Origin of the sequence: Xenorhabdus bovienii SS-2004, from assembly GCF_000027225.1 — a bacterium.
Lineage (GTDB): Bacteria > Pseudomonadota > Gammaproteobacteria > Enterobacterales > Enterobacteriaceae > Xenorhabdus > Xenorhabdus bovienii_C.
Genome location: NC_013892.1, coordinates 987,712 through 1,012,442, shown reverse-complemented (window position 1 = coordinate 1,012,442; position 24,731 = coordinate 987,712). Strand labels below are relative to the sequence as shown.

33 protein-coding genes are annotated in these 24,731 nt (G+C 47.9%); 6 read left to right on the top strand and 27 right to left on the bottom strand.

From position 1 onward, the window contains the following. Nucleotide 1 precedes the first annotated feature (1 nt). From XBJ1_RS22320 to XBJ1_RS04290, 19 genes are all read right to left on the bottom strand, one after another. Nucleotides 2-2,017, bottom strand: coding sequence for a phage tail protein (locus XBJ1_RS22320; RefSeq protein WP_012987575.1), 2,016 nt, complete (start codon nucleotides 2,015-2,017; stop codon nucleotides 2-4). Between the two features lie 9 nt (nucleotides 2,018-2,026). After that, nucleotides 2,027-2,683, bottom strand: coding sequence for a phage tail protein (locus tag XBJ1_RS04365; protein WP_012987574.1), 657 nt, complete (start codon nucleotides 2,681-2,683; stop codon nucleotides 2,027-2,029). Continuing rightward, nucleotides 2,676-3,860 (bottom strand): baseplate J/gp47 family protein, encoded by a 1,185-nt coding sequence (locus tag XBJ1_RS04360; protein WP_012987573.1) that lies wholly within the window; start codon nucleotides 3,858-3,860, stop codon nucleotides 2,676-2,678. Before XBJ1_RS04360 ends, XBJ1_RS04365 begins: the two co-directional genes overlap by 8 nt. Next, nucleotides 3,850-4,185, bottom strand: a complete 336-nt coding sequence (locus XBJ1_RS04355) for a DUF2590 family protein (protein ID WP_038198404.1) — start codon at nucleotides 4,183-4,185, stop codon at nucleotides 3,850-3,852. Before XBJ1_RS04355 ends, XBJ1_RS04360 begins: the two co-directional genes overlap by 11 nt. After that, on the bottom strand, nucleotides 4,178-6,283 hold the full coding sequence (locus XBJ1_RS04350) for a phage tail tape measure protein (protein WP_012987571.1): 2,106 nt from the start codon (nucleotides 6,281-6,283) through the stop codon (nucleotides 4,178-4,180). The genes XBJ1_RS04355 and XBJ1_RS04350 overlap by 8 nt, the downstream gene beginning before the upstream one ends. After that, complete coding sequence (locus tag XBJ1_RS22920) at nucleotides 6,283-6,423, bottom strand: DUF6890 family protein (protein WP_413743144.1); 141 nt, start codon at nucleotides 6,421-6,423, stop codon at nucleotides 6,283-6,285. The genes XBJ1_RS04350 and XBJ1_RS22920 overlap by 1 nt, the downstream gene beginning before the upstream one ends. 47 nt (nucleotides 6,424-6,470) lie before the next feature. Beyond that, nucleotides 6,471-6,740 carry a putative phage tail assembly chaperone gene (locus tag XBJ1_RS04345; RefSeq protein WP_012987569.1) on the bottom strand — a complete coding sequence of 90 codons (270 nt, stop codon included), beginning with the start codon at nucleotides 6,738-6,740 and terminating at the stop codon, nucleotides 6,471-6,473. Next, nucleotides 6,724-6,921 carry a hypothetical protein gene (locus XBJ1_RS22915; protein WP_012987568.1) on the bottom strand — a complete coding sequence of 66 codons (198 nt, stop codon included), beginning with the start codon at nucleotides 6,919-6,921 and terminating at the stop codon, nucleotides 6,724-6,726. The genes XBJ1_RS04345 and XBJ1_RS22915 overlap by 17 nt, the downstream gene beginning before the upstream one ends. After that, nucleotides 6,842-7,231: a hypothetical protein gene (locus tag XBJ1_RS04340; RefSeq protein ID WP_012987567.1), complete on the bottom strand. Its 390-nt coding sequence runs from the start codon at nucleotides 7,229-7,231 to the stop codon at nucleotides 6,842-6,844. The genes XBJ1_RS22915 and XBJ1_RS04340 overlap by 80 nt, the downstream gene beginning before the upstream one ends. Next, entirely contained in the window at nucleotides 7,231-7,569 is a 339-nt protein-coding gene (locus XBJ1_RS04335; protein ID WP_012987566.1) for a M15 family metallopeptidase, read from the bottom strand. The genes XBJ1_RS04340 and XBJ1_RS04335 overlap by 1 nt, the downstream gene beginning before the upstream one ends. Next, nucleotides 7,566-7,859, bottom strand: a complete 294-nt coding sequence (locus XBJ1_RS04330; protein ID WP_012987565.1) for a phage holin family protein — start codon at nucleotides 7,857-7,859, stop codon at nucleotides 7,566-7,568. Before XBJ1_RS04330 ends, XBJ1_RS04335 begins: the two co-directional genes overlap by 4 nt. 12 nt (nucleotides 7,860-7,871) lie before the next feature. Beyond that, the gene (locus XBJ1_RS04325) at nucleotides 7,872-8,327 is read right to left on the bottom strand and encodes a DUF2597 family protein (RefSeq protein ID WP_010847102.1); all 456 of its coding nucleotides are present in this window, start codon (nucleotides 8,325-8,327) and stop codon (nucleotides 7,872-7,874) included. Continuing rightward, nucleotides 8,324-9,448, bottom strand: a complete 1,125-nt coding sequence (locus XBJ1_RS04320) for a DUF2586 domain-containing protein (protein WP_173346407.1) — start codon at nucleotides 9,446-9,448, stop codon at nucleotides 8,324-8,326. Before XBJ1_RS04320 ends, XBJ1_RS04325 begins: the two co-directional genes overlap by 4 nt. Nucleotides 9,449-9,468: 20 nt before the next feature. After that, entirely contained in the window at nucleotides 9,469-10,143 is a 675-nt protein-coding gene (locus XBJ1_RS04315) for a phage virion morphogenesis protein (protein WP_012987563.1), read from the bottom strand. Further along, nucleotides 10,140-10,640 (bottom strand): phage tail protein, encoded by a 501-nt coding sequence (locus XBJ1_RS04310; RefSeq protein WP_012987562.1) that lies wholly within the window; start codon nucleotides 10,638-10,640, stop codon nucleotides 10,140-10,142. Before XBJ1_RS04310 ends, XBJ1_RS04315 begins: the two co-directional genes overlap by 4 nt. After that, nucleotides 10,637-11,089, bottom strand: a complete 453-nt coding sequence (locus XBJ1_RS04305) for a head completion/stabilization protein (protein ID WP_012987561.1) — start codon at nucleotides 11,087-11,089, stop codon at nucleotides 10,637-10,639. Before XBJ1_RS04305 ends, XBJ1_RS04310 begins: the two co-directional genes overlap by 4 nt. Nucleotides 11,090-11,189: 100 nt before the next feature. Then, a complete protein-coding gene (gene gpM / locus XBJ1_RS04300; protein WP_012987560.1) occupies nucleotides 11,190-11,897 on the bottom strand; it encodes a phage terminase small subunit in 708 nt (235 codons plus the stop codon). Further along, nucleotides 11,897-12,928 carry a phage major capsid protein, P2 family gene (locus tag XBJ1_RS04295; protein ID WP_012987559.1) on the bottom strand — a complete coding sequence of 344 codons (1,032 nt, stop codon included), beginning with the start codon at nucleotides 12,926-12,928 and terminating at the stop codon, nucleotides 11,897-11,899. Before XBJ1_RS04295 ends, gpM begins: the two co-directional genes overlap by 1 nt. Nucleotides 12,929-12,960: 32 nt before the next feature. Continuing rightward, nucleotides 12,961-13,800 carry a GPO family capsid scaffolding protein gene (locus tag XBJ1_RS04290; protein ID WP_012987558.1) on the bottom strand — a complete coding sequence of 280 codons (840 nt, stop codon included), beginning with the start codon at nucleotides 13,798-13,800 and terminating at the stop codon, nucleotides 12,961-12,963. A gap of 168 nt (nucleotides 13,801-13,968) precedes the next feature. Between XBJ1_RS04290 and XBJ1_RS04285 the strand changes: the two genes are divergently transcribed. From XBJ1_RS04285 to XBJ1_RS04275, 3 genes are read left to right on the top strand one after another with little or no spacing between them, the layout of a single operon-like run. Continuing rightward, entirely contained in the window at nucleotides 13,969-15,765 is a 1,797-nt protein-coding gene (locus tag XBJ1_RS04285; protein WP_419184844.1) for a terminase large subunit domain-containing protein, read from the top strand. Next, a complete protein-coding gene (locus XBJ1_RS04280) occupies nucleotides 15,765-16,793 on the top strand; it encodes a phage portal protein (protein ID WP_012987556.1) in 1,029 nt (342 codons plus the stop codon). The genes XBJ1_RS04285 and XBJ1_RS04280 overlap by 1 nt, the downstream gene beginning before the upstream one ends. Further along, nucleotides 16,790-17,110: an ogr/Delta-like zinc finger family protein gene (locus tag XBJ1_RS04275; protein ID WP_071822439.1), complete on the top strand. Its 321-nt coding sequence runs from the start codon at nucleotides 16,790-16,792 to the stop codon at nucleotides 17,108-17,110. The genes XBJ1_RS04280 and XBJ1_RS04275 overlap by 4 nt, the downstream gene beginning before the upstream one ends. On the opposite strand, the gene XBJ1_RS04270 is transcribed toward XBJ1_RS04275, so the two are convergent. The 8 genes from XBJ1_RS04270 to XBJ1_RS04235 form a co-directional block, all read right to left on the bottom strand. Further along, the gene (locus tag XBJ1_RS04270) at nucleotides 17,087-17,293 is read right to left on the bottom strand and encodes a hypothetical protein (protein WP_143827626.1); all 207 of its coding nucleotides are present in this window, start codon (nucleotides 17,291-17,293) and stop codon (nucleotides 17,087-17,089) included. The genes XBJ1_RS04275 and XBJ1_RS04270 overlap by 24 nt on opposite strands. 116 nt (nucleotides 17,294-17,409) lie before the next feature. Then, nucleotides 17,410-19,632 carry a replication endonuclease gene (locus XBJ1_RS04265; RefSeq protein WP_012987553.1) on the bottom strand — a complete coding sequence of 741 codons (2,223 nt, stop codon included), beginning with the start codon at nucleotides 19,630-19,632 and terminating at the stop codon, nucleotides 17,410-17,412. A gap of 1 nt (nucleotide 19,633) precedes the next feature. Further along, a complete protein-coding gene (locus XBJ1_RS04260; protein WP_012987552.1) occupies nucleotides 19,634-19,942 on the bottom strand; it encodes a DUF3850 domain-containing protein in 309 nt (102 codons plus the stop codon). Next, nucleotides 19,932-20,249, bottom strand: a complete 318-nt coding sequence (locus XBJ1_RS21265) for a hypothetical protein (RefSeq protein WP_012987551.1) — start codon at nucleotides 20,247-20,249, stop codon at nucleotides 19,932-19,934. Before XBJ1_RS21265 ends, XBJ1_RS04260 begins: the two co-directional genes overlap by 11 nt. A 64-nt stretch (nucleotides 20,250-20,313) precedes the next feature. After that, nucleotides 20,314-20,571, bottom strand: coding sequence for a DUF2732 family protein (locus XBJ1_RS04250; RefSeq protein ID WP_012987550.1), 258 nt, complete (start codon nucleotides 20,569-20,571; stop codon nucleotides 20,314-20,316). 79 nt (nucleotides 20,572-20,650) lie between these two features. Beyond that, nucleotides 20,651-20,956, bottom strand: a complete 306-nt coding sequence (locus XBJ1_RS04245) for a DUF5347 family protein (protein ID WP_230578686.1) — start codon at nucleotides 20,954-20,956, stop codon at nucleotides 20,651-20,653. 197 nt (nucleotides 20,957-21,153) lie between these two features. Further along, nucleotides 21,154-21,663, bottom strand: a complete 510-nt coding sequence (locus tag XBJ1_RS04240; protein ID WP_012987547.1) for a phage regulatory CII family protein — start codon at nucleotides 21,661-21,663, stop codon at nucleotides 21,154-21,156. Between the two features lie 28 nt (nucleotides 21,664-21,691). Further along, nucleotides 21,692-21,934, bottom strand: coding sequence for a hypothetical protein (locus XBJ1_RS04235; RefSeq protein WP_012987546.1), 243 nt, complete (start codon nucleotides 21,932-21,934; stop codon nucleotides 21,692-21,694). 153 nt (nucleotides 21,935-22,087) lie between these two features. Between XBJ1_RS04235 and XBJ1_RS04230 the strand changes: the two genes are divergently transcribed. Genes XBJ1_RS04230 through XBJ1_RS04220 form a run of 3 tightly spaced genes read left to right on the top strand, consistent with a single transcriptional unit; the run spans nucleotide 22,088 to nucleotide 24,702 of the window. Continuing rightward, complete coding sequence (locus XBJ1_RS04230) at nucleotides 22,088-22,675, top strand: phage repressor protein CI (protein ID WP_012987545.1); 588 nt, start codon at nucleotides 22,088-22,090, stop codon at nucleotides 22,673-22,675. A gap of 1 nt (nucleotide 22,676) precedes the next feature. Next, the gene (locus XBJ1_RS04225) at nucleotides 22,677-23,651 is read left to right on the top strand and encodes a hypothetical protein (protein ID WP_038198385.1); all 975 of its coding nucleotides are present in this window, start codon (nucleotides 22,677-22,679) and stop codon (nucleotides 23,649-23,651) included. Further along, nucleotides 23,638-24,702, top strand: a complete 1,065-nt coding sequence (locus XBJ1_RS04220) for a phage integrase (RefSeq protein WP_012987543.1) — start codon at nucleotides 23,638-23,640, stop codon at nucleotides 24,700-24,702. Before XBJ1_RS04225 ends, XBJ1_RS04220 begins: the two co-directional genes overlap by 14 nt. Nucleotides 24,703-24,731: the final 29 nt, after the last annotated feature.

Below are 24,731 nucleotides of genomic sequence, written 5' to 3'. Positions count from 1 at the left end.
ATTAATACCCTATTGCGATGAAACTGACACCTGCGATTGCAGCCGAAAAATTAGTACTGATTGACACCCGCATATGCGATTGACTGATAGCCACTCCATAGGCCGACAAGACATCAGCTCCCCCGTTCCTCGATTCTGAGCGGGCGGTAACGACCAATGACGTACATTTATTAGGGAATGTGACCGGGAATTTTTCGGTGACAACCTCATTATCACCGACTGAAACCGTACCAAATTGGACAATCATTCCTGTATCACCACACTCCCACCATCCATCATTTGATTTGAGCGCTGAACTTTTAGTGATGTCCTCTAACCTAGCCAACGTTCCTGTTTCTTGTGGGAATCCGAGGACATAAATATTGTCACCTCGTGCATTTCTCTGATACAAATAGAGGTCAGGCGTATCATTGTTAAAATCGGCTTCAAACGCCAAATAATCACTGTTGCTATTGGGTTGCATAAAATTAACGCGGGGGTAGCCCCCTTTAATAACAACAGTTGAATCGCTCCCACGAGCAAAATTGTTAGCCACCCACAGCTTGGGCGCCGCATTGTCTGCAACTTGCTTTGTTCCCGCCAGACCGTCAGAAATGTCATCTAAAGTAGCCAGCATCCCTGTTTTCTTAGGAAATCCGAGGACATAAATATTGTCTCCCTGCGCATTCCGTCGATATAAATAGAGATCACGCGTATCACTGTTAAACGCCGCCTCAAACGCCAAATAATCACTGTTGCTATTGGATTGCATAAAATTAACGCGGGGATAATTTCCCTGAATAACAACGGATGAATCGTTCCCACGGGCAAAACCCTCTGCCACCCATTCCCTTGGTGCTGCATTTTCCGCTAATTCTTTGGTGTCAGCCAAACCGCTATTAATGTCATCCAGCGTAGCCAGCATTCCCATTTTTTTAGGAAATCCGAGGACATAAATATTGTCACCTTGTGCATCCCGACGATACATATAAAGGTCACGTGTATCACTGTTAAAATCCGCTTCAAAGGCCAAATAATCACTGTTGATATTGGATTGCATAAAATTAACGCGGGGGTAACTCCCCTTAATGACGACGGATGATTCATCGCCACGGGCGAAACTACCCGCTACCCATTTCTTGGGCGCATAATCTTGTTTAACCTTGCCTAATTCTTCATCCAGTTCAGCAAGGTCACGATCACTCAACGTCCCTTTAGGACGCAAATCTGAAATATCACCGTTATTATCAATATTGGCAACCGCAAAAACATAATGCGGATACCCTGCCGCATCGATGTAATTTTGCAATTCATTGGCGACGGTGATTTGCCCAGCGGTTTTCCACTGACTGACAAGATTCCCCTGATAACTAAAATCGGCATACACACGGGTATTGCGTTGACTGTTAAGCGTCTGGTCAAACTCCAGCATCCCACGCAAGCCGCCCACATAAGCCAGCCCTTTTTTTACAAGGTACTGCTCACCGTGGCGCACCACAGCAAAGCCATCGCCGAAAAACGCCGCTTCGCCGTAACTGTCAATATTTATCAGGCGTTGCATTTCGTCAATGCCCGTCAACCGTGCAGTAAAATCAATCTGCCATGTTTCCGCCGTGGTCGTGATGGCGGTCTCTTTGGCCGCTCCTTCAAACTCCAGTAAAAAAGAGCGGGTCAGGACATTGCCCTGTAAGCCGTTTGCCGTCTTGATTTTCTTCTGGGTTGGCGCATGGGTGATCATACCAATCACACCAGAAGCCGAGTTGAGCAAACCAATCCAGTTAAAATCAAAACTGCCCACTTCCGTTCCCAACGTGACGCTGTAGGCCACGGCGTTCTCACTGGCGAGTCCGGTTTTGTTCACCGCCTGACGATGCACAATATGATTGTCGGCGGGCAATTTCTCATCACGATTGATGGCCTGCGCAGGATCTAAATCCGGCACGTAAGCAAAGACAAATTCATCAAGTACCACCGGGTTTCCCGCTGCGGTCTGTTGTGCCTTCCATTTTTCAAAGTCTGTCGTAATTACTGAAGACATGGTATTTCCTTATAATGAGGCACCGTAGGTCACATTCGGTGCGCTATTTTCCTTTAAGCGGGCATTCTCACAGACGGATTCGCCCGATAGATGCCCCACTCTTAACAATAATGGCTGTATCGGCATGGCCGCGTAATAACAGCAGTAATCTGCGCCCACGCTGCCCACACGCATCAGTAATTGATTTTTTGCGATCACTTCAAAACGGTAGCGGCGGCAGGTGCGGCCATACTGACGGATGATGTTCATCAGCAAATCGGGATTTTCGGCTATCTGGCCGTCACTGACGCGCAGGATAATCACATCCCAATCAATTTCCGGCTGGCGCTCCAGCAATTCGACATAGCCCACGCCCAGACGCTCAAAGATGGCAATGAAACCTGCGATGCTGCCTGCGTCTCTGGCGTTGATAAAGGCGTACTTCACCCGCTTGCGAAACAACGGCAGCGGTTCGCCGTTAAAGCGCTGGATATCCCGCTGGTACGCCAGCATCGACAAGAGCGCCGCTGCACAGGTTTCCGCGTCCAGTTGTGCCAACGGCCATGTCAGCCAGTCATAGACACTTAGCCAGAATGCCCGCGCCGCACGGAGCAGCTTGGCAGGCTCCCCCTTATCCATCCATGAGGGCAGCGCCAGCCGTTTCAGGCGTTCCCTGAATTCAGACATCCTTCACCTCCACCGACAGCGATTGCAGCCGTGGCACACTCAACTCACTGAGGATGTCACCCAATGAAAAAGTCAGAGATTCAATCTCGCTGAATTCGCGGTGTATCTCGCGTCCCAAGTTGGAAAAAGAAAAACGCGAGTACGGCCATGTTTTCTTCACTGGATAATCAGTGTTTTCCCGAAAAGCGCAGCGAATAAGGTTGCCCACGTCTGTTTTCAGTCTGGCTATCTGTTCCTGACTGTAGTTCGCCAAGTGCCCGACAAAGAGTGTCACGGTCAGCGCATGATGGGTTTCCGGCATCGGCAAACACTGCATATCATCCCCGTGCCCATGATGCCCCTGATTGGTGATGTAATCGTTCACCGCCTCAATAAACGGCTGGCTGATGACGCCCGAATCCAGTAATAAATACGCATTGGCGGTTCCCGCGCCACGGGGCGCGTCATGCAGGAAGAAAATACGGTCAATGCTCAAGCCTGCAACAGTGGCAATCATCCCCCGATAAACCGCGTCCGTGTGATAATTCCCCACCAAGTTATATTGGTTGCGGCAACGGTCGCGCAAATCATCATCACTTTCAGCATCCGCGCCGGGCGTCAATAACCAGCCTTCCTCATTTTGTACCCGTTCAATACCGGACACGGCCACGGGCAGGAGGCGAAAATAGCCCGGAGCCAGATTAAAGGCGCCCCCTGTAGCATCGGCGGTTACCGGAAGTAAAGCACGGGTAACGCCTTCCGCCATAACCCCGCTTTCTGTGGTGCTGACACGATAGATTTCGCCATTAATGCGCTCAGTCTGGATAACCGTTCCGGCAGGCACCGTCACCGCCGATGCACCTGCGGCTTTATAGAAGCGAATAACCCCCTGTGCCGCTGTTGCAGGCTTGCGTTTCAGGTTGACGCCCCATGCGAACATATCCAGCCATGCCCCCGCTGCGGTCGCCAGATACATATTTTTTAACGTCACGTTGATTAGCGCCTCTTTCAGCCATAACACAGGCCGCGTCACAATCGTGTTAATCAACCGCCAGAACGGGGACATCCGAGACGTGTTGGTAATCAGCCCGGCTTCATCCACGACGGTGGCGAACGCGGCGCTGATGTCGGTTTCCGTGGTCGGCATCCCGCTATCACGCAGCACTTTCTCGTAATCAATCGTCGGTTTAGTGTCCATGTCCCACACTCACATTCAGGCGGCCAAAATCATACGTCTCAGCCGTGATCCATAACTGGGTCGGCGTTTCTTCGTTAATGATGACCGTGCCCGGAATAATCCGCTCATCGTCTTCAACCAGAATTTCTATCTGGGTACGAATATCCGCGCGCAGTGTCGGGCTGCGTTCGGCAACAAGCTCCGTAGCCAGCCCGCTTTCCATAATGGCATGCACACAGTCCTGACCAATGGAAATGCGGTTATGGCAAAATCGCGGCTCATTCCCTGAGTTCAGCGTGAAGCTACCCTCGGTGATCAATAAATCAATGTATTTAGGCTCATCCATAAGCCACATGCTCCCATTCCGTTAATTGTTCCGGCGTCATGCCGTTGGCGACATTGAATGTTACATTTTCAAAGCGGCGGCTGTTATCCGTGAGGGTCTGTGAATTCGTGGTCACTTCTTTCATCAGACCCTGCTTGCCGATCCCCTGCTTTTTCCCGCCCGTTAATACGCCCTCCGTTTCTGGCGGCTTAATGGCTTTTACAGGCTGTATCCTCGCTTGAGGTTGTCCCTGCAAGAGGCCATGAGGCTGGGCGATAAGTTTCTGGGTATTTTCCCCCATCCCCCCCGTGGGTGCTGTCACTTTTCCCATCGGTTCAGTCACCGTCTTTTCAATGGCTTGGGTTTCAATATTGATGCCCGGAAGGTAATTTAATTTATCGACAATCCAGTTATAGGTATCGCTGAACGATCCTTTCAGCCAATCCCATAAACCGCCGAAGATATTACTGAGGCCGTCAACCATGCCGGAAAAGGTGTCCGCCAGTGAAAAACTGCTGAACCAGTTGCACAGATTATTCCAGCCCTCGGCAATCCAATCCCAGACCGCGCTGAATATCCCGCCGACCCATTTCACATAGGCCGCCACCACCTTAAAGGCCGTGGTGTTCATGATGGCCGCTTTGATGGTATCCCAATGCTTGATAAGCAGATAAATGCCAATAGCCAGCAACGCAATAGCCGCAATAATCAGCAAGATCGGCCACGTCATAAAGCTGAACGAAATACCCGCTAAAAAAGCCGCAATCCTGACCGCCAGTAAGACCCCGCGTAACACGCGTAATGTGGTATTCCAGACAATAATGGCACCATTACAAATCCATACTGCTGCCGTCCACAGTTTCATGATCAGCGTACAGGCGACCCAAATCCCCTTAAGACCCAGCCAGATAAATTTAGACACGCCCATGATGATATTGGCCGCCGCCCCTGCGGCAGCAAAACTCAGAATACCCACCGTGATATAGCCGACCCAACGGGCGATATTGGGAAACAGTTTCAACCAACGCACCAATAATTGACTGGCATTGGCGAGCCGATTGACCAGTGAAGAGATCACCGGCAACAAGGTTGAGCCAACCGCAATCCGAATATTCTGCCAAATAGCTTGCAGCCGTTCCCACGGGTTGGCCATCTGTGCGGCCATGTCGCGAGTCCGCTTCATGCCATCATTCGCGCCCAATGAAGTCATGTTCTTGCGCAGCACATCGACATTACCGTAAAGCTGTTTGACCACCACGGCCGAATCCCCAAAGGCCGCTTCAATTTCAGCCTGCGCCTTAAGGTTGCCTTCAATGCTCTTGCCGTATTTAGCCTGTAACTTTTCCAGCATGTCCGGCATGGACAACATCTGACCGGACGCATTCACAAAACTTAAGCCCAGCGTCTTAGCCCCGCTGACCGCGCCCGTTAAAAATGACTCATACGCCCCGCTGGATTCCGTGCCCAGTGAGCGTTGTAACTCGCCCAGCACAGCCAACTGTTCATCTATCCCTACGCCAAAGTTTGTCCCGGCGGCGCGGGCACCTTCCATCAGGTCGGCAATTTCTGTCATGGACGTGCCGAAGGTCTTCGACATCACCACGGCTTTATCTGCCAGCTCCTCGGCAAACTGGAGATGCCCCACCTCTTTGGCATGGCTGGAAAACTGCGCAAACATTTTCCCCATATAACTGGCCGTATCGGTTGCGCTGGATTTCAGAGCGGCGGCGGTGGTGTTAGCAATCTGGGTCATCTGGGGCAAGTCGCTTTGTGACAGCCCATTAACCGCCTTGCTGATTTCCGATGCCGACTGCACAAACTCAACCGACGATTTGCCATACTGTGAGCTAAAGGTCATGGCGTCTTTAGCGACTTTCGCCATGACACCGCTATCAATGCCCTGTAATGAGGCGGATTTCAGGGCGTCATCCATCTCAATCGCCGGATCAAGAAAGCCCTTGATTGACCAGAACGAGGCGGCCAATCCTGCGCCGCCAACCGCCAGTTTGCCAAAGGCATCCTGTGAAGACTGGGCAAAACCAGAGACTGCCGCTTTTGCCCCCGCCAGCGGTTGTGTCAGTTTGTCGATTAAACTCAATGTAAAATCTAACTGTCCCATCATTCACCCTTTAAGGCCAAGGCAATACCATTGGCGGTTGCAATGCGCGTATTTTCCCAATAACGATTATCCAGCCAAATAGCACGGGCTAAACTTTCCGTATTATCTTTTTCATTCGGTAAATAATGACGGCGTAATATTAAGGCGTGTTCAAACAGACTATTCTCAATCGCCTTAACCCGTGCATTTAGTTTTTTATTTCAATATCCAATTTGGGCGCATATTCCGAATTAACCTTTTCCACAATCTGCATGGCTGCGCCGGGGATAAGCAAGAGTTCATCCAGTGCTGCTTTAGACGCAGGCTGTACAATACGGCGTAAATAAGAAACAATGGGCACAATCTTATTATCCATTGCCATATCATTAATCATGCTGTTATAGGCGACCATATTCGGCTCAAAGTTAATTTCTGTTTCACCGATAATTAACGTAATCATTTTATTTTCTTTGCTCATGGGTTATTTCCTTTCGTTTATTTATTTCATCCACCAATTGATTATGCCGGGCGGCACAATGTCCATATAAGGCAGAATAATCAATTAATACATTGGCCAGATTATTTCCGGTCGTTCCGGTCAGTTTCGGTAATGTGCCCTGACATTTTGTCAGTAAGTTTTCCTGATAATGTTCGCTCAATACTGTCGGCGGTCTCGTTGTACATCCTGACAAACTCAGGGCTAACGCACACAGCAGTAAAAACAGGCTTAACCACTTCAGTACGAATTTCTCTTGGGGCGGCATGGGCGATCCCTTCCAGTTTTTCTTCCAATTGTCGGGCGGAGGCGCTGGAAATGGCGTGCAGTTCCTGCCGGATTTTTGCCCCGGTTTCCGCCGCCGTCCGGGTGATCTTCAATTCCAGACTGTCACGGTAATAGTGATTAACGCGCCAACCTGCACCGAACGCCAGTGCCACAACGAAAAAATAGAGCATCCGTGCCTTGGGCATCATTTCACCCCGTTATGCGCCAGTGAGAAATGATTACCATCAGGACGGGAGAAACGCCCGCCCCATGTGCCGCCGAGAGATTCCCAATATTCGCCCAACGGCAAGTACGCTGTACTGCTTGTCTGATACGTGCCCTGAATAAATAAATTGAGGTCTACCGCCAAACGTTGGCTATGCAGGCTATTGCGGATACCCATCCCTTTTTTCGCGTTCAGTGCGGCCTGCTCCGGTGTGCGGTAGGCTTCCCCGAACGTGACCCGATATCCATGCTCATCTGCCCATAAAATCAGTTGGGCAATCAGGACAGAAAATAATTGTTGTTTTTCACTCAGTGTCATTTCTTTAACTTCCCTGTTAACCAAGCGCTGCCGCGCTTGCGTAACCAGACCTCAATTAACTGGTATCCGGCAATCCCCATTGCGCTGCCAATCCCGGTCACGGCCACCGGGCTGATACCCGGCCACCAAATCAGCAACGCCCCCGCCATGACCGACACCGCCGACCCCAGAATGATACGGCCAACAAACAGCCGTAAGGTGATCGGTTCATGGCCTGTCAGCATTTTGCCTAACGCAATCAGTGCCCCCAATAGCACCAGCGTGACAAAGGTTTTTTCATGTTCTTCCATGAACGCCCTTCCTTACCCAATCAGGCTTTGTGTCAGTTCTGCTTCCAGATAGGGAATACCATTGATGCGTACAAAGTCGGGGCTGGTCACCACAAATTTCACTTTATGGGTCATGACGCTACCGCCTTTCGGATCAACATCCAGAATGTCGCTGACGATCAGCTTGCAGCCGTAGGCTTCGACCTTCATTTCTTCGTTGCCTGCCTTGGCATACCACATCAAATCGACGGGCGAAATCCCCCGCCACGAACCCGCTGAACGGGCTTTGGCCGTCACGATATCCAGATACTTGGTACTGAGTTCAATCTCCCCTTCTGCCGCCACATCACCGGAGATATACCCATCCGGTACGCCCTGCGTCTGGGCGGCGGCGGTATTATCCGTAATGGACAGATTGACCTTTTCAGCATGGACAAGATCCCCGTCCATATTGAAATCGACCGACTGGCCTGAAATCCTTTTACTCATGCGGTTTTCTCCAGACTGCTATCCAGCAACAAACTGACCGAGATCCCTTTCGGACATTCGTAAGTACGGACAGTGATATAAATTTCCACCGTGTTTTTATTGCGCCATGTAATAGCGACATCGCCGTCGAGCGGCGATTTCACTTCGCCCGGAAAGGTCACGCCGTTAATCTCGGTACTGCGCGACATCTCACGCAAGGTGCGGGCGAAATACGCCTGATGCGTGGCAATACTGCCCGGTGTACTGTTCAGGCTGCGATCGGCAATTTTGGCGATGGCCTGCAAACGCACACGCCGGGCGACTTTATCGACAATCCGCAAATTTTCGATGCTCTGGTAGTCGCCGCCTTCCACGTCCAAGGTGCGGCCGTCTGACCAGTACAGGCCGTCATAATCGGGATACCACATCGGCACACTGAAACGCAGTTTTTCCAGTGCCTGCAAGGTCGCTAAATCAAGCGTTTGCCCTGCACCATCCTTCGGGAAATCCGTTGCGCCCAAATCCATCAATGCCCCGGTCTGGACACGGGCGGGGCTGTCTGCCACCGTCACGGCACGATTGCACAAACGCCCGGCCAGTACGCCAGCCTCATGCCCCCACAGACACGGCACCAGTTGCACCGAAGGCACGGCTTCACCCTTTTGTAACTCCGCCAAGCGAGTGACGTAATCTGCCCACGGCTCCTTAGATTGTGTGCCATCAACCGCCAAAATCGCCCACTGCCAGCGGCCAAACTGGGCAATCGTGTTTGCCCGCAGCGTCTGCGCCGCCTTGATAATGGCTTTGGTGGCACCGACAGTCAGTACATAACCTTCAACGCTCGCGATAGTTTGCGCCGCAATGACGGCCTCCACGAACGCCAGTTCATCCGCCGATTCGGGCAACACATGAACATACCCAGACCAGTTTTGGCCTGCGTTAGCCATCGCCGCCAGTACCTGACGTTTGAGGGCGGTTTGCGCCGTTCCCAACACGGCATCAAAATCCGTCTGGGTATTCACGGCAAGAGTTTTGCCCACATGGGTTTTTCCCGCCCCCACGAACAGCAATACCCGTTCAATCACCTTGGTTTCGCCTTGCAGTTGGTTAACCTGATTAACCTGAACATGTGGCCACATTATTTATGTCCTTTATTGATGCGTTAAGGCGCGCCGTATCCAATGCTTTGTAACTGGCGAGCCAACGCCTGACTGAATTCCTCATCATTCATGCCTAAAAACTCACGGGATGGAACATCCACCGTCCATGCGCTTTTCGCCACTTTACCGCTCAGTTCTCGGATCAATGATCCGGCCTGAATAAACTTCATATTGGCGGTGATTTCCTTTATTGGCGGCTTTCGCCAGCGCTTTCCCTTCCTGACCTGATAGCCTAACTCACGCAGCTTTTTTGCCTGTTTGATCGTTGCCATACGTTCACGGTCAACGTTCTTTTGCACCTGCCGCCGACTGACCTGAAAACGCATCCCGTGCTGCTGTGCATACCCGACGACACCCGCTGGCACTGGCTGACTCCCATTCCGGTAATGCCCGCCTTGCAGGTAAATGCGCACGGCGTTATTTTCCGGCATTTCCCGAATATGCAAGAGCTTCGGCATGTTCCTGAGCATCTTCTTGCGCCACGGACTTTTGCGGACAGGCCAGCTACTGCCATCGGGCGATTGCTGATTACGTACATTACGTTTTGCCGCCTGAATCACACCATATTTTGCAATGCGCCATAACAGACGCTGCCGCTTTTTCGGCGGTAACTCAAGGCGGCTCAATTCATCTTGCAGTGCCTTAAGCTGGTTGCGGTTCAACTGACCGTTGATCATGACCGTACTTGCCCAATCTGGGCACCTGTCTCGTCAACACTGTGCACCGCGCCTTGTTCAGCGAACCACACTTCGGGTTCAGCCAGTGACCAGCGCTTGCCATCAAACGGGATCATGCCTTTCGGGTCTTCCCGGATCACCACTGGCTCGGCCAGTGACAGCGACACCACCACAACCGCCGTGTCGCCATCCACTTCAACCGTTAATGATGGCCGTTCCTGCTCGACATTGGCATCACCCAAACTTTCACCTTGCTCAGTCAGCCAGATATCTATCAGCAGGGGGATATTGCGCGGATCACACTCCCGATAAGGAAAACGCCCCCACGCAATCACCACCTCATATTGCTGGACAAACATCTGGTATTGCCCCAGACCTAAATCCCGTTGTGCCGGAATAAAGCGAATTTCATCCATTTCGCTGGTAAATTCCGTCTCGCAAAGGCGTTCCGGCAGGTTTTCCCGCAGAAAGGCGGTTAACTGCTGTAATTTGCTCATATCAGTCGTACCGTTGCGCGTTTTAAGCCTTTCATGTTGCGCAGTACGACCGAGGCTTCAGCCAGCAATCTGTTGCGCGCTTCGGGGCTTTCCTGTCCCGGATTGGGGGCACGGCTGACCAGTGTCGTGTACTCCCCCAGTAAATCGGCCTTTGCCCGCGCATAGACCGCTTTTTTATACTGGCTGACCAGTGCGTTATTGCCATTGATGGAAATGCCCAGCACATCAGCCGCACATGGGTAGCCTTTGGCCTGCAAGCGCGATTTCAGGCGCTGCAAGTCCAGATTGATCTCAGCCACCGTTGCCAGCAACGCATTAGCGAGCATGTCATTGTCCAAATCAGCGGGCAGCTTGCGATTGACCTGAAACTCTTTCAGGTTCAAGTCCGGCCAAAAGCCGTCATTGGTCAGCGGTGCATCCCGATAATCGACGGTGTTGCCATTAAACATCGTGCCTTTCTCCCTGAATAAAAAGCGGGCTGTCCGGTTTCCACGGCCATTAACATTGCTGTTATGCCTCCACCGCGCCCGCTCCGGCTTGCGGTAGTCGTTATGGTTCGGTTGTCAGTGCCCGCAAGCGGGCGGCAATCCGTTGCCGATAAGTTTTTACCCCGGATTTCTGGTTGCACTTGTGGGCTTTCGCCAGCCAACTATCGGCCTGCTCCAGCACGCCCAGACTGTCAACCGAACTCACCTTAATGTCGGGGTTATCCCCTTTCAGCAGGTTCAGGGCGGCAAATTTGTAGTACTTAGCCTTGATTTTCTCGTGTACCTTCCATTTTTCAGTGACATTCTGAAATGTCCTTGAAAAATAGGGTTCCACGGGGTTTCCCGCTTCGGCTTCCGCCTGTGACCAGAGTAAAACTGTATCGGCCACAAACGCCGGAAAGCCACTTTTAAAATAGTCCGGGGTGAGCTGTCCTTGCTCAATGGCGATATCCGCCCAGTCCAGTCCCTTATCAAAATCCCCGATATCAAATAACCAGATGATGCAATGGGCAAAAATCGGGTTGCGGTACACCTCGCCCTCAGCTAAATAGCGCTCTGCTGTAGGCTGATAATTGGGCAGCAATTCCCGCTTTTTCATCTCGACCCGTTCTGCGGTCAACGCCAACTGACGCAACCGCTTCACGTCCTGCTCAAGGGCACGGGCTTGCAGATGCATACTCGCGCCATCGGCAATGGCGACGGCTTGTTGCCGTGCCAGTTTCTGGCGAAGTTCAACCGCTGCCCGGTGTCGTTGAGCAGGTGACAACATTAGTCTGTACCCGTTTTTTCAGCAGGTTCGGCCACTTTGCCAATCGTCACGGCGCTCTCATCATAGGCCGCGTACAACTCCGGCGTTTCCAGCGCATAGCCCTCATTACGCAGGTACTTGTTTTCGAACTGCTTGCGGTCGTCCACAAATTCCGCCTTGCGCTGACGGGTATTGCGCTGCGTCAGAATTTGCAGGTTAGGCAACATGGTGACGACCATACGTTTGCCCGGCATAAACGGCGGCACCATCGCCGGACGGCCAGCAATAGAGCTGCCCAACATCTGCGCGGCAATTTTTTCCGTTGGCCTGTCGGCTGACTGGTAAAGCCGGTACTGCTCCGCTGCCACCAAATCCGCCCCGACCAGCACCACCAAACGCGGATCATGAATAAATTGCTGCGGAATACAGGTGTTAATCAGGTCGGAAGCCATCGAATCCAATGACTTATGGTCACCATGTTGATCCAGTGTGACAGGCGTGGTAATCACCTGTTTGCCGCCGTTCCATTCCTTGGCAATCTGATGCCAGCCTTTGTTGACATCTTCCCCATTCGGGTTCTCGTCCGGGTTGGTTGTCTCGGCGATACGCTGGCCGTTAAAGCCCACGCGCAGCATATCCAGTGCAAATGACTCATTGGTAAAGGCCTGCATACGCAGGAAGAATTCTTCTTCACTGCCGGAGTTCGCCCAGATGGACAGCAAGTCCCATTTCAGCGCTGCGCCGGAATCGGTTTCCACCAATTTATATTCATTGCCATCAATGCCCGTCGCACGCATAAAGCGGCCATCTTTCTTGCGTCCCGTAAAGAGTCCCGGATTGCCCACAGACACCACCTGACCGGACAGATGATCCACATCCGCACAAGTGATCATGTTGAGGAATTCGACGGATTCCAGCAGGGCGGCGCGCAAGGCGGTTTCTTTCGGGTCACTCAGCGCGAAGTAACGTGAGGTATCCGTAACCCCATAGGCTTTTGCCAATCCCACAGAGTAATTCTGCAAAAATGCGTGTGCCCGTTGATTTAATTGCATAGCTCTTCCCTTTGCCTTTTCCCATTAGGGGATCACAGATAATTAAAACTCTTGTTCTTGTTGCCTTTTGGATTTTTAGACGGCAAGTGGGTCGCAATCCCATCCAGTTTGCCAAACTTTTTCAGAATATCCGGCAGACTGTCACGCAATCGGGCAAACTCTTCAGTATCAACCACCTCTTTGACGGTTTCGATATCGCCCTGTACTTCTTCCACTTCCTGCTCAGTGGATTTCAGCTTGCTTTCGACGGCAGCCATTCGCTTATCCATTTCTGCCAATGCTTCAGCGATAGCCTGCAACGCATCGTCACCCGTGTTTTCGGCTGAGGTTTCTTCCGGCTCTTCAATACCGAAGCGACTACGCCATGTCTTTTTAGTGCTTTTAGCCATTTTTGTTCCCTTTTGTTTAAATTCCCTGACTTCGTCAATCACCAGCGGCGAATACGTGCCTGACCGATGAGATTTTTTCTTTTTACTAAACTGTAAGCGTGTCGTGCCTACACTGGCTGGCGAACTGGTGACAGCCAGCCCTTCCAGATATGATTTGCCTGTCCCGCGCCAGTTACCGTCTATCGTAAATTCTACCGAGGTAAACAACAGTTGACCGTCCCGGTTGGCGTCCAACAAACGGTGATTGGGTCGCAATTGCGCATAAAGACGCAAAGCCCCGTCCTCCCCGCGTTCGGCCTTAACCGCGAGCACTTCGCCCATCGTTCCTGTCCAGCGTTCATGCTCCGGCCAAATCAGGGCGGTATACAATTGAGGGTCATAAAGTTCTGCCGCATCCAGAATCCATTGCGGCTCCATCACCCGGCCATCGACGGTGTCGCCTTCCATGGCAATACATATCCAGTTCGTCATTAACTGAGACATATCGCATTCCTTTCGTTTGCTTCCAACACAGTATTGCGGATTCAATCGGCGGCGGCGAGGGGTTCAATGTGGTTGAATTCGGATATGACACATAACCGAATTCAACCGAAGTTGGCCGGACGTAAGGAGAAAATTAGCCCTGCATAATGAGGGCATGAAAGGACAAGGATGCTTAAGGATATGGCTAAATACTCGGATGAGTTAATCAAAGTGGCAAAGTCGCTTTACCTGCGCCGCTCGACTCCGGCTGAAATTGCCGAAGAGTTAAATCTGCCCAATCGGCGGATCGTTTACTACTGGGCAGAAAAGTGGAATTGGGCGGATATGCTCAGCCATGAAAGTGTGATTGAAGCGATTAACCGCCGCGCGGCGTTACTGAGTGAACGTAATAATAAAACCGCGCTGGAGCTGGACGAACTCGACCGCCTGATTATCCATCATGTGAAATTGATGGCGCAGGAAAATAAGCACAAGGAAAAGCTGGCCGACATTAAAGCGCGGGCGCAATCAGACAACGATAGTGATTATGCGCCATCGGGTGACGGTGAGCCGAAGAAAAAGAAACGCTATCGCAAAAATGATATTTCGGCACTGACGGCGGAAGATTTCCAGACCTTTATTGATAGTAATTTGTTTGGATACCAGAAACATTTGCGTGACAACAAGCACCAGCAAGTACGCAATATCTTAAAATCGCGCCAAATCGGGGCAACTTGGTACTTTGCGTTTGAAGCCTTTGAAGATGCAGTCTTAACAGGGAAGCCCCAAGTGTTCTTGTCGGCTTCCAAACCACAGGCGCAAGTTTTCCGCTCCTATATCGTTAACTTTGCTGAACAACTTTTCGGGATCACCTTATCCGGTGAACACATTCGCCTGAGCAATGGCGCAGAACTACGCTTTCTTTCGACCAACAAGAACACCGCCCAATCTTACAGCGGGCACTTATATTGCGATGAATACTTCTGGATACCGGATTTTAAGCGGTTCAACGAAGTGGCTTCGGCAATGGCCACCCATGATCATTGGCGCACGACTTATTTTTCAACGCCCAGCGCGAAAACCCATCCCGCCTACTCTCTTTGGACAGGTGACGAATGGCGCGGCAATGATCCCAAGCGTAAGAACGTGGCTTTCCCTGCCTTTGATGAACTGCGGGACGGCGGGCGCGATTGTCCCGATGGTCAGTGGCGCTATGTCATTACCTTGGAAGATGCTATTAAGGGCGGCTTTAACCTCGCCAGCATCGACCGACTGCGCAACAAGTATAACCCGGACTCATTTAACATGCTGTTTATGTGCGTGTTTGTTGACAGCGGTGCCTCTGTCTTCACCTACAGTCAGGTTGATAAATGCGGTGTCGATATCAACCTGTGGGAAGATCACGCCCCCAACGCTTCACGCCCGTTTGGTGAACGTGAAGTCTGGGGCGGCTTCGATCCTGCCCGCTCCGGTGATACGTCCACTTTTGTGATTGTCGCCCCACCGATGATGGCAAACGAAGCCTTTCGGGTACTGGCGACGTTCTACTGGCAGGGCATGAACTGGAAGCATCAGGCAAAACTGATTGAAGAACTGTTCAAACGTTATCGCTTTACCCATATCGGCATTGATACCACGGGGATTGGTCACGGGGTTTATGAGATGGTTCAGGATTTCGCCCCACGGCAAACGCAGGCCATTCACTACAGCCAGCAGAGCAAAAACCAGTTGGTCATGAAGATGATCGATGTGGTCAGTGAAGAACGGCTGGAATGGGATCAGGAACAAAAAGAACTCCTGGCCTCGTTTCTGTCTATCCGGCACACCACCACGGCCAAAGGCGGCGCAATGACCTTTGTCGCTGACCGTTCGCAGGAAACCGGACACGCCGACGTGTTCTGGGCAGTCTCCCATGCCCTGATGAATGAGCCGTTAAATTACGAGAAGAAACGCACCTCTAAATATAAATTTGCAAAGGCAGCATGATGAGTAAGAAAACGTTAAGGAAGACCGCCAAAGCACAGACAAATCACCGTCAACGGAAAATGAGCCTGATCACGCTGGGTAAACCGGAGCCGATACTCACGACCATGACGGATTACCAAAAAATCTGGTATGACAACGACTATGATCATTACACCCTGCCGATTGACCGTTTAGCACTGGCACAACTGACCAACATGAACGGAACGCACGGCGGCATTATCTATTCCCGCCACAATATGATTTCCTCGGATTACCTCGGCGGCGGGCTGACACATGAGCAATTTAAGGCGGCCATGATCAATTTCCTGATTTTCGGTGATGTGGCCATCCTGAAAGTCCGTAATTTCTGGGGCGATCTGGTCAGACTGGACGTGTTACCCTCGCTCTACCTGCGCCGCCGCAAAGACGGGGATTTTGTGGTATTGCAGGAGGGTGAGCCGTTGGTCTATTCACCGGAAGAGGTCATTTTCATCAAGCAATATGATCCCCAGCAGCAAGTTTACGGCCTGCCGGATTATATCGGCGGTATTCATGCCGCCTTGCTCAACTCGGAAGCCACTATCTTCCGCCGCCGCTATTATCACAATGGCGGGCATACGGGCGGCATGATTTACATTAATGACCCGAATATCTCAGATGAAGCCGAAGAAGAGATAGAACGCAAGCTGGCACAAAGTAAGGGGATTGGCAACTTTGAAACCCTGTTTGTGAGCATTCCCAATGGCGACCCTGACGGCATTAAATTTATTCCGGTCGGGGATATCTCTGCCAATGATGAATTTGCCAATGTGAAAAGCATCAGTTCGCAAGACGTGCTGACCGCGCACCGATTCCCGGCAGGACTGGCGGGTATTATTCCGACCAATGTCGGCGGTCTGGGTGATCCGGAAAAAGCCCGTGATGCCTACCGCAAGGATGAAGTGATCCCCGTTCAAAATATGTTCATGAGTGCCATCAACAGCCGTGAACTCCCCGAAATATTACACCTACGTTTTCAACAAGATAACGTAAGTTCGGATGCAGAATGAGCAAAAAAATGGTAAAATCGAGGAAAATCGATACATTGGGAATGAGGAACATGCGCGTATTAAAAATAATCTGTCCTGAGTGTGGCGCTAAAGCTATCATTCGCAAAACCAACCGGATGCATCGTGAAATTGCCGATGTGTACTGTTCGTGTTTTGATGTGGAATGCGGCCATACTTTCGTCATGAATCTGACGTTTTCCCACACCATAAGCCCCAGTGCCAAAACGGGCAATATTCTGTTGCAGACTGTGATTAATAACCTCAATCCGCAACAGCGCCAAATGGCGTTAGATTTATTGCAGACTAGCGCCGCATAATTCCGTTGAGCCACTCTTTAGTGGCTTTTCTATTATCATTTGTTTAACTTGCTCCGCCAGTTCCCCAACCCAATATAACGCCACTTGCCTATCTTTATCGTTAAAGCTATCCCCACCGCCAATTTTAGAAATTAATTCAATACGTTCTAAAAGAACAAATTTATTCAAAGAATCAGACATCATATTCCTACCATTCATTACACTGTATGCATAAACAGCATAAAATAATACAATTAATAAAGAAAGTAATTTAGTTTAGAAATAGTTTATTATGTGACTTAATCAATATTTTCAGACCTTTACTCCAAAGCATTAAGATAATACCCTTTAGGATCACGGATAATTGCATTAATATTAATCTTGACACGTCCCGTTTCATTTAACCTTTTCAGTATTATTTTTGCCCTTTCAGTATGCGGCGGTTTGGCGGGACATAAATGACCAAACATCGATAACCGATAATATTGACCCTCTACCGTCATGCTATTGCCCCTCAGTAATCCCAGCGCCAGACCATCACTCATCTCTATATCATTCAATTTGGCTGATTCATAAACCCTCTGGATCTTTTCTTTCTCGCTCATCTGAGACCAATTCTGATGAAACTCATCTAAACAAAGATCACTACCGTTGCTGACCGTACTTCGTGCCTCCGTACAGTTATTGACAGAACTCCAAGAGGCGGCAGAGCCGCCAGAATTAGAAGAAACCCCAAAACCATCACCCGCAGGTGCAGCGCTGGATTTAGGTACAATCTTCCATTTCACAGTACGGGTAATAAAAGATGAGGACTCACCCAAACGGGGCGAGTAAATACCTGAAATGCGTTGTACATCCTCACCGTAGATGCTGCCCTGTTCGGTGACTTCATAAGACAGGCGCACGGTTAAATTTTTCCGTGAAACCAATGCCCCGCCCTGAAACTCGGTATATGCTGACCAGTTGCCCACATCCGCCGCAAAGCGGACGTTATCCATATCCTCATCAGGCAAAATCTGTTTGTCACCCCTTAAACGGCGCAGTTCACGCCAGACAGAAACCGGAGCACCACCAATCTGCTGGAACTGACGAATGCGCCAGCGGCTCGCCCAAGCAGAAACAGAACGAGACATATCCTTGAGATTTCCCCCTGTTTCGTTGTCCACTTCACCATCCAGCGCGTAGCCATCAATGTTCTTTGAGATATATTTGGCAATGTAGCCTGTTGCACTGCCCTTTTCTGGATCTATCGGCTTCACCAAAAAGCGGGCATTGCGGGCGGCTTCACTGTTTAACTCATGGGCATCTTCCTGAGTCGCATATTGCCGCACAATTTCCCGCATGTCTTCGACATGCTCAGGCTGCATAAATAACAACAGATGCCAGTGCGGTGTGCCGTCATGATGTGGCTCAACAACACGGAAACCGAAGACGCTAATCCCCGCACGGGAATACGCCGCCCGGATTTTTGCCCAGACACCACACAAATATTTTTGTGTATCCCGTGGGCTTGCCCCGTTCCAGTTCTTAACAAAACCGCCGCCACTGTGTGCCGAATGATATTTAGAAGGTGCAGTGATGGTATAGAAATCACCGACACAGCCCATTTCATTGGCTAAGTCCTCAAATCCACGCATACGGATCATCAATTCACAACGGCGGACGGCCGGATTTGCAATGCTGCCCAAGACCTTATCGCTTAGTGAAACCCGCTCACCTTCTTCATTTTCTAATTCAAACTCTTGCAGGTATTCCCAGTTCCGGCGCTTCTGCTCTGTCCATTCGTGTAAGGTCTGGCGTGAAACATAGGATGAAGCGGCCTTTTGTACCTGACCGACTGCCATTGCCATATGTTCAGCGCGAATATCACGCAGACGCTTTAAGCGGGCATACCACCATTGATCCGACATCATGCGCAGCAAACTGGCGCATAGCTGATCTTCGGTGGGTGAAACCCGGCCTTTTGTAAACTGTTGTGAATAGGGTGCGGCTGTCCCAATTTGCTGAGTTAATTTTGCCAACTGGGTATAGATATAAATTAACCTTTGGCGGGCTTCCTGCTCATTGTCTGGGGTTGCTGAATGATTAACAAAGTGTTCGTAACTGTCGGTCATATACCGCGCTACACCGTGCGCCAGTAACCTGATCTCTTTACGTCCTAATGTTGGAAGACGGTCAAGTTGTTCAATGAAAGGGAAAGGTTCAGCACCTACGGCCAAACTTTGAAACTGGTATTGTTCACTGACCAGATTGAACCGTGGTAATACATTCTTGCTGAACTGGCGCAAAAATTTATTAGCACGGCGACGACCGTCGCGACCTGACTGTTTGAAGATGTTGGCATAACGATTGACGAAGTAAACCGCCAACGAATCCGGCAGGTGTCCAAAGTATTGGTGACACCATGTGTAATCTGCGGGGTTCACTTCCCACATAACGCGTTCAGCCAGAGTTGCTATTTGTGGCATCTCTGGCTGAAACTGTTGGCGACACATTGAAAGTAATGCGTCGCTGTTGTGTTCTTCCTTGACTGCAATATTCATGCTATAGGTAATTAACGGAAACCAATTCAAACGAAAGAAAAACAAATTCCCCCGCTATCTGCGGATACAGGTTTTTATCAATTGCCGCCACATCTGTTATTCTTGCTGCCATTAAACTGCCCGTGAAATTCCCGTCATTATCAATTTCATTCAATGCCAGAAAATCACCGCTTTTATAATCTCTATCGTCTTTGACAAACGCTGTTTTTCTATCGCCGTCAACTACAGCCATGAAATTAAAATGAACTCCACTGATGATTAGGCTATGCGTTCTTTTCTTTTCCAACTCAGAGATAGATTTATTTGTCATCGCTATACTCCGTTTGGTAGAAAAATGACATTGGCAAAACATTTAATTCGTAGACATAGACAAAAGGAGGTGATGGATACATATTTTGTACACATCCAAACGAACGAATAACACTAACAATTTTGGCTGTTAGTTTTCTTCCCGTGAATTTAGGAGGCTCATAACCTTTCAAAATTTCTTCTCTTATAATTAACACAGTACCAACAGTAAAATTAAGGGTATCATCAAGCACTGAAATATACTCATTGCCATGATTTAAAAGCCGAGTAAACGAACGTTCATCAGTAGAAATTTCAAATAGATCCATTCTATACACTCCGATAATATTTATTTTTAAGTTCAAAAATTACTAATAAGTACATCCTATAACATCAAACATAGTTCCACTCTTGAGCTTGGCGGTCGATGTTCTCCGATTCACTTTGCAGAAGTGCGGCACTGTCAGAATGAACCATCTTGTTTTTCAAAACGCGGGCAGACAATTTAACTAAACGAGCCGAATATAAATCAGCACAATGTTTGCGCTCTTCCATACGTACATCTTTAATTAATTGTTCAATGCTTACACAGACAGAAACATCGCGCCCTTGAGCAGGGTCATAGCCAATTATTAAATTTTTATTTTCCATTTGTTAATTTCCTATTTTTAGATAAAAAGAATCCCTGACGTGTTGACGCCATTAAAATTAAATCGGTATTTATTATTATTTAGTTGGGTAGTGATAAACCTTCTGGCAATACTGCACTCGCTGCCTTAATTAAATTCACTGCCTTAATTAAATTAATTCTTTCTTCACTGGTAAATTGATTTAATTTCAATTTATGCCGCTCTTTAGGTATATGGGCAAGATAGAACATAGCGCCTAACATTCGGATGTTATCAGCATAGTGTTCATTGCGTTTATCACGCATTTCATCAATAAAGGTAGCCAACTGCTCATTACCAGATTTTAAATGCTGCGCTCTGATTTGAGCGAGTTGATTTAAACCATTAGCGCGCATTTCAAAGGACATTGGAAAAGCTCGCTGTTCAGTTGATTCAAATTGGTACTCCGTGTTCATTTAAACCTCACCGAATAAGAAACAAAATAAAATAAGCGAAAGCACACAAAACGATTGGGAAGATAAATCCATCTCCTTTATTGGCTTTGAATGACTCACCAGTCAATTTATATTGGTATTGCTGTTGCTTTAATGCGTTCATACTAACCTCAGACTAACGTTGCTCCCATCCCTGCCACAACATCAACCGTCGTATTAAACGCAGGGTTAGAATATAATCTTGATGACATAGTGACACCCGCCAACGTCAATAACCTTACTGCGTTATTAACCGTCTTCTTAAACTCCGCAACACGCGTCTGATTAAGATGCTCACCCGAAACAGCTTCACTTGCCAGCTTGCCCACTTCTGCCGTAGCTCCTAACAGGTAACTTGGCATGTTGGCATCACAAACTTCATTAACCGGCACTGATGGCTGACACTGTAATTGCTCCAGCAGACCGTCCAAAATGGAAGCGTCTTCTGTTGCATCAGTTAACTTCATTAAGTCAACACAAGTCAGCATGTGAGGCTGCTCAGGGTTCAGCTTATTGCGCAGAATTTGCGGAGTCATGCCGATAGATTCCGCGATCTGAACTAAATCGCCTGAGTGGGCATTGGAGAACGCACGACACGCATTATCAAAGTACGATTGTTTGGAAACCCGATAATCAAACATTGCTTTTTTTCTCCAAAAGCGAAATGCTTTACTCATATTGCGTGTTAAATGAAATAGCAGCAACGTTACTCGCATTTAATGCTTCAACTGTTAGCGCCATCATATTGATAAGAACTTTGCCACGTTTTTTATCAACTGATTTTTCACGGACAGGTAAGCGGCCGTCATTGACCATGTCGCGAACAGTGTTCTTAGGCATCGCAGTACGGCGGCAAAACTCCTCAAGAGGGAGATAGGGTTCAGTGACATTGATTGAAATGATGGGACGCATAAGGCAAAATCTCCTGTTAAGTTAATATTCGGTGTTATTCGGTAACATTCGTTTAAGACGCAAATCTTGATACGAAAGATAATTCGTCTTAGGCGAAGTGTCAACGGAATTTCTATATTTTTTTGTCCAAAACAAATTCAGATAGGCGGGATAATGGGTACATATGACTTTGTGTCATGCGAAAACAATGCTGAGGTATTGGATCGTATAATTGAAGCATACGGATTTTCTTCAAAAATTATGCTAGCTGAGCATTTTAATATGGCTGCAAGTAGCCTATCAGGGCGCTATAAACGTTCTATCTTTCCTGCGGATATGGTTATCCGCTGTATGCATGAGACAGGGGCTAATCTTGAGTGGCTAGCTTTTGGAACAGGTCACCCGTTTGATCATGAAAAAGTTGATATATTGAAACTACCTAATCATCGACTGGTTGATGGCAATTTAAAACAATCAGGTCATATCATGTTTGATAAAGTAATGCTTACGAACGGTGCTCTTTTACCTTCTGACCCTGTATCAATCCAAGAAGATAAAGATTACTACGTTATTGACCGCAAATTCGCTGATGTGTTTGACGGTAAATGGCTTGTCGACATTGAAGGAAAAATAAGCATAAGAGAACTAACTAGAATCCCTATCAAAAGAGTTAGAGTAACTGGAGCTGGCATCCCTTTCGATTGTGATTTATCAGATTTAACTGTGCTTGGTCGTGTTATTAAGGAAATTAAGGATTATTAAAGTGAAAATTATAATTACAACAATAAAAGTTATTTTACTTACTTTCTTGATATTATTTTTTATTTCTGGATTAGGTTTCCATTTCGATACCGAACCTGAAAAGAGAAACACTGTCAAGGTTATGCTATTTATTTCTGGTTTACTTTTATGCTATTTATCCTATCGTTGGATTCTACTGCATCGTAAAAAAAATAAACCTGAAAGTAGCCATAGTCTAGTAACAGATAGGAACTCTTCTATAACAGATAGAATCTCTGCCGAATTTAAGAAAGAAAATAATAAGTTAAACGCAGAAGAATCAACTAATAATAGTTCAACTGAGTATACTCCTGCTTCCAGCACTGATTCAAAAGAACTTAAAAAACACACATACACAATGGTTAATGACGAAGCAACCATTTGGACAGGTAATATTAATAACATCAGTTTTTCATTTTTAAACGATAATGAAAAAAAACAGAGAATTACTGGTGAGTTAAATAGGATATTCCTCCATAAAAAAGGAGATTTTTACTTATCCATAATTGATGGCGATGGTATAAACCACATTATCAATGAACAATATGTTGAAACTAAATTCTTAGTCAGATCATCACGATATGAATTCGTTGAACTTTGTAGAGAAATCTTAAAGCTAAACAATAGCGACGTGTTTGAATATGCAAATATTATCCGTGACATAGCCGCAACCGCTAAAATTATCAAAGAAACTCTCCCAATCAGAACTTCATTCACCTATACATACTTTAAAAATGAATTAAGAGTAAGAGAAAAGTATGACGTTCTTATAGATCAATACCTTGAGAATGAATACGGCCATCAATGGATATCTGGTCTTGACTCTAATACGGGTAAAAGACATATCTTTCAGAAAAGTAAAATTGACACTATGTTAAATAGTGAAGGACATAAAAAACACAAATTTGACGAATGGTTAAGCGTTATATTTGGTATAGAAAATAATGGCAATAAATAAACAACCAAATGGGAAATGGCTAGTTGAGCTTTATCCTAATGGCAGGAATGGGCGCAGAATCCGTAAACAGTTCACGACCAAAGGTGAAGCAATTGCCTGCGAACGCCATATATTAGATGAAACTGTAGAAAAACCCTGGCTTGGAGAGAAGCAAGATAAACGTCTTCTTTCTGAGTTGATTGACATTTGGTATCGGGCGCATGGCATAACCCTAAGCGATGGCGAACACCGTAAAAAAAGAATGTTCTTTGCTTGTAAAGAAATGGATCATCCTTTTGTAACCGAGTTTGATAATAAGCTGTTTTCCATTTATCGAGAAAAAAGATTAAATGGATATGCGGACAAATTAAAACCCGTTGCGCCTAGTACCGTTAATAATGAATTGGCATATTTCCGTGCTATGTTTAATGAGTTGCATAGGCTTGGAGAATGGAAAGCAGGGAATCCATTAAAAAACATCAGAGCGTTCAACACTGGTGAGAAGGAAATGGCTTTTTTATCAAATCAACAAATTATTACTCTGCTAAATTTCTGTGCTAAAAGCCGAGCAAAAGATTTGCTTATTATTGTCAAAATAGCTTTATCAACAGGAGCCAGATGGTCTGAAGCGGCGGGATTAACTGATTCACAAATCACGCCTTATAAGATAACGTTCACTAAAACCAAAGGTAAACGCAATCGCACAGTTCCGATAACTAAAGAGCTGTATGATGAGATACCGAAGAGAAAAGGGAAGTTATTTAGCTCTTGCTACAATGCTTTTCGTACAGCGGTTAAGCAAGCTGGTATAGAGTTACCATCTCACCAATCGTCCCACGTGATGCGTCACACATTCGCATCACATTTTATGATGAGCGGAGGTAATATCATTGTCTTACAGAGAATACTGGGACATACCGATATCAAGATGACAATGAGATATGCCCATTTTGCACCTGACCACCTGAATGATGCCTTGATATACAACCCATTATCGCAGTTACAAAATGGCGGCAAAATGGCGGCGGAGAACTTAAACCCTCAATACTCACCGGCACTTATCGTTTCATAATGTATTGATAAACAATTAATTGGTTGATT

What these genes read in the sequence shown, in the direction of transcription:
- XBJ1_RS04220 (WP_012987543.1), top strand. Translation starts at nt 23,638, where the DNA reads ATGGCAATAAATAAACAACCAAATGGGAAATGGCTAGTTGAGCTTTAT.
- XBJ1_RS04270 (WP_143827626.1), bottom strand. Translation starts at nt 17,293, where the DNA reads ATGATGTCTGATTCTTTGAATAAATTTGTTCTTTTAGAACGTATTGAA.
- XBJ1_RS04245 (WP_230578686.1), bottom strand. Translation starts at nt 20,956, where the DNA reads ATGTCCTTTGAAATGCGCGCTAATGGTTTAAATCAACTCGCTCAAATC.
- XBJ1_RS22320 (WP_012987575.1), bottom strand. Translation starts at nt 2,017, where the DNA reads ATGTCTTCAGTAATTACGACAGACTTTGAAAAATGGAAGGCACAACAG.
- XBJ1_RS04315 (WP_012987563.1), bottom strand. Translation starts at nt 10,143, where the DNA reads ATGATCAACGGTCAGTTGAACCGCAACCAGCTTAAGGCACTGCAAGAT.
- XBJ1_RS04290 (WP_012987558.1), bottom strand. Translation starts at nt 13,800, where the DNA reads ATGTCTCAGTTAATGACGAACTGGATATGTATTGCCATGGAAGGCGAC.
- XBJ1_RS04305 (WP_012987561.1), bottom strand. Translation starts at nt 11,089, where the DNA reads ATGTTTAATGGCAACACCGTCGATTATCGGGATGCACCGCTGACCAAT.
- XBJ1_RS21265 (WP_012987551.1), bottom strand. Translation starts at nt 20,249, where the DNA reads ATGGATCTATTTGAAATTTCTACTGATGAACGTTCGTTTACTCGGCTT.
- XBJ1_RS04285 (WP_419184844.1), top strand. Translation starts at nt 13,969, where the DNA reads ATGCTTAAGGATATGGCTAAATACTCGGATGAGTTAATCAAAGTGGCA.
- XBJ1_RS04265 (WP_012987553.1), bottom strand. Translation starts at nt 19,632, where the DNA reads ATGAATATTGCAGTCAAGGAAGAACACAACAGCGACGCATTACTTTCA.
- XBJ1_RS04280 (WP_012987556.1), top strand. Translation starts at nt 15,765, where the DNA reads ATGAGTAAGAAAACGTTAAGGAAGACCGCCAAAGCACAGACAAATCAC.
- XBJ1_RS04355 (WP_038198404.1), bottom strand. Translation starts at nt 4,185, where the DNA reads ATGGATGAGCCTAAATACATTGATTTATTGATCACCGAGGGTAGCTTC.
- XBJ1_RS04335 (WP_012987566.1), bottom strand. Translation starts at nt 7,569, where the DNA reads ATGACACTGAGTGAAAAACAACAATTATTTTCTGTCCTGATTGCCCAA.
- XBJ1_RS04310 (WP_012987562.1), bottom strand. Translation starts at nt 10,640, where the DNA reads ATGAGCAAATTACAGCAGTTAACCGCCTTTCTGCGGGAAAACCTGCCG.
- XBJ1_RS04365 (WP_012987574.1), bottom strand. Translation starts at nt 2,683, where the DNA reads ATGTCTGAATTCAGGGAACGCCTGAAACGGCTGGCGCTGCCCTCATGG.
- XBJ1_RS04330 (WP_012987565.1), bottom strand. Translation starts at nt 7,859, where the DNA reads ATGGAAGAACATGAAAAAACCTTTGTCACGCTGGTGCTATTGGGGGCA.
- XBJ1_RS04325 (WP_010847102.1), bottom strand. Translation starts at nt 8,327, where the DNA reads ATGAGTAAAAGGATTTCAGGCCAGTCGGTCGATTTCAATATGGACGGG.
- XBJ1_RS04235 (WP_012987546.1), bottom strand. Translation starts at nt 21,934, where the DNA reads ATGCGTCCCATCATTTCAATCAATGTCACTGAACCCTATCTCCCTCTT.
- XBJ1_RS04295 (WP_012987559.1), bottom strand. Translation starts at nt 12,928, where the DNA reads ATGCAATTAAATCAACGGGCACACGCATTTTTGCAGAATTACTCTGTG.
- XBJ1_RS04340 (WP_012987567.1), bottom strand. Translation starts at nt 7,231, where the DNA reads ATGCCCAAGGCACGGATGCTCTATTTTTTCGTTGTGGCACTGGCGTTC.
- XBJ1_RS04345 (WP_012987569.1), bottom strand. Translation starts at nt 6,740, where the DNA reads ATGAGCAAAGAAAATAAAATGATTACGTTAATTATCGGTGAAACAGAA.
- XBJ1_RS04250 (WP_012987550.1), bottom strand. Translation starts at nt 20,571, where the DNA reads ATGGAAAATAAAAATTTAATAATTGGCTATGACCCTGCTCAAGGGCGC.
- XBJ1_RS04230 (WP_012987545.1), top strand. Translation starts at nt 22,088, where the DNA reads ATGGGTACATATGACTTTGTGTCATGCGAAAACAATGCTGAGGTATTG.
- gpM (WP_012987560.1), bottom strand. Translation starts at nt 11,897, where the DNA reads ATGTTGTCACCTGCTCAACGACACCGGGCAGCGGTTGAACTTCGCCAG.
- XBJ1_RS04275 (WP_071822439.1), top strand. Translation starts at nt 16,790, where the DNA reads ATGAGCAAAAAAATGGTAAAATCGAGGAAAATCGATACATTGGGAATG.
- XBJ1_RS04350 (WP_012987571.1), bottom strand. Translation starts at nt 6,283, where the DNA reads ATGGGACAGTTAGATTTTACATTGAGTTTAATCGACAAACTGACACAA.
- XBJ1_RS04260 (WP_012987552.1), bottom strand. Translation starts at nt 19,942, where the DNA reads ATGACAAATAAATCTATCTCTGAGTTGGAAAAGAAAAGAACGCATAGC.
- XBJ1_RS04360 (WP_012987573.1), bottom strand. Translation starts at nt 3,860, where the DNA reads ATGGACACTAAACCGACGATTGATTACGAGAAAGTGCTGCGTGATAGC.
- XBJ1_RS04240 (WP_012987547.1), bottom strand. Translation starts at nt 21,663, where the DNA reads ATGTTTGATTATCGGGTTTCCAAACAATCGTACTTTGATAATGCGTGT.